The 5,646-nt window shown below is 71.8% G+C and carries 5 protein-coding genes; all 5 read right to left on the bottom strand.

Going from position 1 to position 5,646, the window contains the following annotated elements; all coding sequences use genetic code 11:
• Positions 1 to 15 precede the first annotated feature (15 nt).
• On the bottom strand, positions 16 to 1,539 hold the full coding sequence (locus tag K6I33_RS30795; protein WP_229357836.1) for a YfcC family protein: 1,524 nt from the start codon (positions 1,537 to 1,539) through the stop codon (positions 16 to 18).
• 98 nt (positions 1,540 to 1,637) lie between these two features.
• Positions 1,638 to 3,035, bottom strand: a complete 1,398-nt coding sequence (locus K6I33_RS30800) for a nucleobase:cation symporter-2 family protein (protein ID WP_374286213.1) — start codon at positions 3,033 to 3,035, stop codon at positions 1,638 to 1,640.
• Positions 3,036 to 3,154: 119 nt separating this feature from the next.
• Entirely contained in the window at positions 3,155 to 4,552 is a 1,398-nt protein-coding gene (locus K6I33_RS30805; protein ID WP_229357837.1) for an 8-oxoguanine deaminase, read from the bottom strand.
• A 30-nt stretch (positions 4,553 to 4,582) separates the two neighbouring features.
• The gene (gene pucL, locus K6I33_RS30810; RefSeq protein ID WP_229357838.1) at positions 4,583 to 5,458 is read right to left on the bottom strand and encodes a factor-independent urate hydroxylase; all 876 of its coding nucleotides are present in this window, start codon (positions 5,456 to 5,458) and stop codon (positions 4,583 to 4,585) included.
• A 3-nt stretch (positions 5,459 to 5,461) separates the two neighbouring features.
• Positions 5,462 to 5,646, bottom strand: a 185-nt coding sequence (locus K6I33_RS30815) for a hydroxyisourate hydrolase (RefSeq protein WP_229357839.1), incomplete at its 5' end; no start/stop codon positions are given.

Raw genomic sequence — 5,646 nt, forward strand, 5'->3', positions numbered from 1 at the left:
GGGCAGGGGCGGGGGCTAGGAAATCACCGCCCCTGCCGCCACGAACGCACAAATCAGCACCGCCAGGATCACCAGCAACGGCCACACGAACCGCAAGTACCTGTCGTAGCCGACCTTCGCCAGCGACACCCCGCCCACCACCACGGCGGTGGTCGGCACCCAGAGGTTCATCCAGCCGCTCGCCGCCTGCCAGGCCGTCACGACGACCGCGCGGGCGACGCCGGCGAACTCGGCCAGGGGCGCGAGGATCGGCATGGCGAGCGTGGCGTGCCCCGAGGTGGAGGGGATCAGGAACGCCAGCGGCAGGTTGACGACGAAGACCATGACGCCGAAGAGCGCCTCCGGGGTGCCCCGGACCGTGCCCTCGATGGCGTGGAGCACCGTATCGATGATCTTCGCGTTCGTCATGATGACGGTGATGCCCCGGGCGAGCACGATCACCAGCGCCGGGGAGACGAAGTCCGCCACGCCCTGGACGAGCGTGGCGCTCAGCTTCTGCTCGCCCAGCCGGGCGACGAGCCCGACGAGCACCGCGGCGGCGATGAAGAGGGCGGCCAGCTGGGCGAAGGACCAGCCCAGCTCCCAGCCGTAGGGGGTCGCGTCGGCCTTGCCGCTGAGCGCGCTCGACCAGGGGATCACCGAGAAGATCATGAAGGCGAAGACCAGGGCGACCAGCACCAGCACGCCCTTTTGCAGTCCCGTCAGCTCCGGTGGGTGGACCGCCTGCTCGGCGAGCTCGCGGTCGCCCTCGCGGAAGCCGGTCAGGGAGCGGGCCGGGTCCGCCCGCACCCGGTGGGCGTAGCGGACGACGTAGGCGATGGTGACGGCTGTGAGCACCAGCCACATCACGAATCTCAAGGCGATGCCGTCGCCGAGTGAGATTCCCGCTGCCGAAGAAGCGACCCCGGTGGCGAAGGGGTTGACCGTCGAGGCCAGGACTCCGATGCCCGCGCCGAGGATGATCGTGCCGGTCGCGACCATGCGGTCATAGCCGAGCGCGAGCATCAGCGGCACCAGCAGCCCGTAGAACCCCAGGGTCTCCTCGGCGAACCCCTCGACCGTGCCCAGCAACGAGAAGACCGTCATCACCCCGGCGATGAGCAGCGCCCCGCGCGACCTCAGCCGGTGGGCGAGGCGTTCGATGCCGCGGTCCAGGGCGCCGGTGGCGAAGACGACGGTGATGAACGCGCCGATGGCGAGGACGAAGAGGAACACCCCGGCGCTGCCGTAGAGCGAGCCGACGGCGTCGGGCGCGACCTCGCCGGTCTTGAGGTCGCGGACGCCGTAGAGGCCGTTGACGGGTGCCAGGAAGAGCTGGCCGAGGCGGTGGACGAAGCCGCCCCGGGCGGGTTCGTGGTGGTAGGTGCCCTGGAGGGGGTTGCCGTCGGGGCCGCGGTCGTAGGTGCCGGAGGGGATGAAGAAGGCGACGATCCAGACGGCCACCGTGACCGCCGCGAGAACGGTCAGCGCGCTGGGGAAGACGAAGCGGTGCCCTGTCCCCGCCGTCTCCCGGTCCGCCCCCTGCGGTTTCTCCTCCACGACGGCACACCTCTCGACCCCGGGCAACCACCCGGTCAGTCAGCTTTTGTGCCGATTCTGACGTACGGTCATGCCCACGTGGCTGAGGCGCGCAGGCCTCACAGCGGCCGTCGGCCGCGCCCCAGGTGGTTGAAGGCGAGGTTGAGCAGCACCGCCGTGAGGCAGCCGGCGCTGACCCCCGAGTTCAGGATGATCTTCAGGGTCTCGGGGATGGCGGTGTTGTCGTAGAAGGTGCGGGAGACGACCGGGATCAGGCCGACGCCGAGGGAGGCGGCCGCGATCAGCAGGTTGTCGCCCTGGTCCAGGCCCGCCGTGCGGAGCACGTCGATGCCGCTGGCGGCGACCGTGCCGAAGAGGACGATGCCCGCGCCGCCGAGGACCGGCTGGGGCACGAGGGCGATGAGGGAGGCGAAGGCGGGGCTCAGGCCGAGCAGGACGAAGAACAGCCCGCAGGTGGCCACGGTGAAGCGGCTGCGGACGCGGGTGATGGCGACCAGACCGATGTTCTGGGCGAAGGCGCTGTTGGCGAAGCCGTTGAAGAACGGGCTGATGGCGCTGCCCAGGGTGTCGGCGCGCAGGCCCGCGGCGATGACCTTCTCGTCGGCCCGGCGGCCGACGATCTCGCCGAGCGCGAGCATGTCGGCGGTGCTCTCGGTCATGCAGACCAGCATCACGACGCACATGGAGACGATCGCCGGCACCTCCAGGACGGGGTGGCCGAAGTGGAACGGGGTGGGGAAGCCGACGAGGGCGGCGTGGCGGGTGGCGGTGGTGTCGACGGCACCGGTGGGGACGGCCAGCAGCGTGCCCGCGACGATCCCCAGCAGGATGGCGATCTGCCGCAGGAAACCGCTGAGGAGCCGCCGCAGGACGAGCACGGTCGCCAGCGTCGCCCCGGCCAGGGCCAGATTGGTCAGCGAGGCGGGCCGGTCCGGCCGGCCGCCCTGGATCCAGCCGAAGGAGACGGGCAGCAGGGTGATCCCGATGAGGGTGATGACCGTGCCGCTGACGACGGGCGGGAAGAAGCGGACGAGCCGGCAGAAGGAGGGCGCCAGCAGGAAGCCGAGGACTCCGGCCACGATGACGGCGCCGTGGATGACGGGCAGCGCGTCCCCGTGGTCGGGGCGGGCGTCGGCGATGGCGAGCATGGGGGCGACGCCCGCGAACGAGACGCCGTTGACGAACGGCATCCTCGCCCCGACCTTCCAGAAGCCGATCGTCTGGAGGAGCGTCGCGATGCCCGCCGTGAAGAGGGCCGCCCCCACCAGGAAGGTGATCTCCTTCGGCGGGAGGCGGAGGGCCGCGCCGAGGACGAGCGGCGGGGCGACCACTCCGGCGTAGCTGGCGGCCACGTGCTGGAAGCCGCCGGCCAGCAGCCGGCCGGGGCCGGGGACCCGGTCCACGGGGTGGGTCCCCGCGCCCGCGCCGCCCCGCTCGGGGTCGTCGTCCTCCGGTTCCCGGTCGGGCCGCTCGGTGGCGCCGGGCTCTGCGGTCACGGCTGTTCCTCCGGTGTGGTGGGGGGAGGGAGAAGGACCGGGGCGCGGGGCGGTGCCCCGTGCCCCGGTCCGGCCCGCCGAGGGCCGTCCCCCTCGGCGGGCGGCTCGCGCGGGCGGCCTCAGCCGTCGGCCGCCATGCGGGCCAGGCGCCGGGCCTCGCGGCGGGCCTCGCGGGCGATGGTGTCCTCGTCGGCGGTGACCAGGTGGCCGTCCTCGACGACCGGCCTGCCGTCGACGAGGGAGAGGGTGACGGGCGCGGGCGCCCCGAGGACGAGGGCGGCGACCGGGTCGGCGATGGTGGAGTGGCCGAGGCCGTCCAGCTTCCACAGGACGAGGTCGGCGAGCTTGCCCGGCTCCAGCGAACCGGTCTCCGCCGCGCGGCCCAGCACCTGGGCGCCGCCGTAGGTGCCCAGCCGCAGCGCCTGCCGGACGTCGAGGGCGCCTTCGCCGCCCGCGAGCCGGTGGACGAGGAGGGCGTTGCGCAGCTCGGTGTGGAGTTCGCCGGTCTCGTTGGAGGCCGTGCCGTCCACGCCGAGGCCGACGGGGACGCCGGCCCCCAGCAGGGCGGGGACGGGGGCGGTGCCGGCGGCGATCCGGGCGTTGGAGGAGGGGCAGTGCGCCACGCCCGTGCCGGTGCGGGCGAAGGCGGCGATGTCGGCGTCGTTCATGTGGATGCAGTGGGCCATCCACACGTCCTCGCCGAGCCAGCCCGTGGACGCGAGGTAGTCCGTGGGCCCCATGCCGAACCTCTCCTTGCAGAACCGCTCCTCCTCGACGGTCTCCGAGCCGTGGGTGTGGAGGCGCACCCCCTTGCGGCGGGCGAGCTCCGCGGCCTCGCGGAGGAGTTCGGTGGAGACGGAGAACGGTGAGCAGGGGGCGACGCCGACGCGGAGCATCGAGCCGAACGACGGGTCGTGGTGGGTGTCGATGGCCTCCTCGGTGGCGAGGAGCGCGGCCTCGGTGGTCTCGACGGCGAAGTCGGGCGGCAGTCCGCCCGCCGACGCGCCGCGGTCCATGGAGCCCCGGGTGGGGCTGAACCGCACGCCCATCTCGCGGGCGGCGCGGATCTCCGCGCCGAGCAGGTCGCCCGCGCCCCGGGGGAAGACGTAGTGGTGGTCCATGGCGGTGGTGACGCCGCCGCGCACCATCATGGCCAGCGAGCCGCGCGCAGCGGCGTGGACCATCGGCTCGTCGATGCGCGCCCAGATGGGGTAGAGGGCGACGAGCCAGTCGAAGAGGTTGGAGTTCTGGGCGAGGCCCCGGGTGAGCCACTGGTAGAAGTGGTGGTGGGTGTTGACCAGGCCGGGGGTGGCGAGGTGGCCGGTGCCGTCGACGCGGCGGACGACCCCGGTCAGACCGGCGGGGGCCGGTCCGGGGCCGACGGTCTCGATGAGGTTGCCGGCGACGACGATGTGGCCGGAGGCGTACTCGGTGTCGTCCGCGTCGACGGTCGCGACGGCGCAGTTCTCGATGACGACACGGGCCGGTGAGGGTGCGGGGGGTGGGTGTTCCGCCATGGTCGTGTGTCCTTAACGGTCCTGGAGGTCCTAGAGGTTCGTCATGTCCACCGGTATGCGGGGCTCGGCGCCGTCGCGCAGGATGGTCGCCTCGATGAGGCCGTAGGGGCGGTCGGCCGCGTAGTAGACCTCGTTGTCGTTCTTCAGGCCGAAGGGTTCGAGGTCGACGAGGAAGTGGTGCCGGTTGGGGAGGGACAGCCGGATCTCCTCGACACCGGGGCAATTCTCGATGACCCGGGAGCCCATGCGGTAGAGGGTCTGCTGGAGCGAGAGCGAGTACGTGTCGGCGAAGGCCGCCAGGAGGTGCTCGCGGGCCTGCCGGTACGAACGGTCCCAGTCCGCGTCGGGGGTGGAGTGGCGCCAGCGGGCGTGCACCTGGGTGGCGAGGACGCGGTCGCGGGTCTCGGGGAGGGTGGTGTAGCGGTCCTCGACGTAGCCGGTGAACTCGGAGTCGGTGGAGTTCAGCACGGTCAGGTCCTTGAGACCGGAGACGATCTCCCAGGCGTTGCCGTCGAAGCGGATCTGGGCGGTGCGGGTCTCCCGGCCCTCACGGACGAAGGAGTGGCGCTTCGGTCCGGGGGTCTCGATCCGTTCCCATGCGTATTCCTCGACACGGATCCGGGCGCTGTGGATCGTGGGTTGGCTGGTGACGAAGTGACGGGCGAGGAGGATGCCGAACTCCTCGGCCGATGCGATGCCGTGCTCCTTGGCGAAGGCGAAGACGGTGTTCTTGGTGGTGTCGGTGGTCAGGACGTTGGCATTGGAGCCGGAGAGGTGGACGTCCGTCATATCGCCGGCGAGCGCGACGGAGACGTTGAGGTCCTTGATGTGATGGGTGCTTCCCTCGCGGGTGATCCGTACGATGCGGTTCTCGGCCTTGCCGTACTGGTTCTGACCCAGGATCACGGGCTAACTCCCTCGGTATACGGAGTATCCGAACGGGCTGAGCAGCAGCGGTACGTGGTGGTGCTCGCCGGGCGACACCGCGAAGGCGACCGTCACCTCGGGGAAGAACACCGTGCCGGCTCCGGCGGACAGGTACGGCCCGACGTCGAAGCGCAGCCGGACGTGCGTGGCGGCGGCCAGGGGTGGCG

Origin of the sequence: Streptomyces sp. UNOB3_S3, assembly GCF_020740895.1 — a bacterium.
GTDB lineage: Bacteria > Actinomycetota > Actinomycetes > Streptomycetales > Streptomycetaceae > Streptomyces.

Coding starts and splice junctions, on each gene's coding strand:
- K6I33_RS30805 (WP_229357837.1), bottom strand. CDS start 4,552: ATGGCGGAACACCCACCCCCCGCACCCTCACCGGCCCGTGTCGTCATC.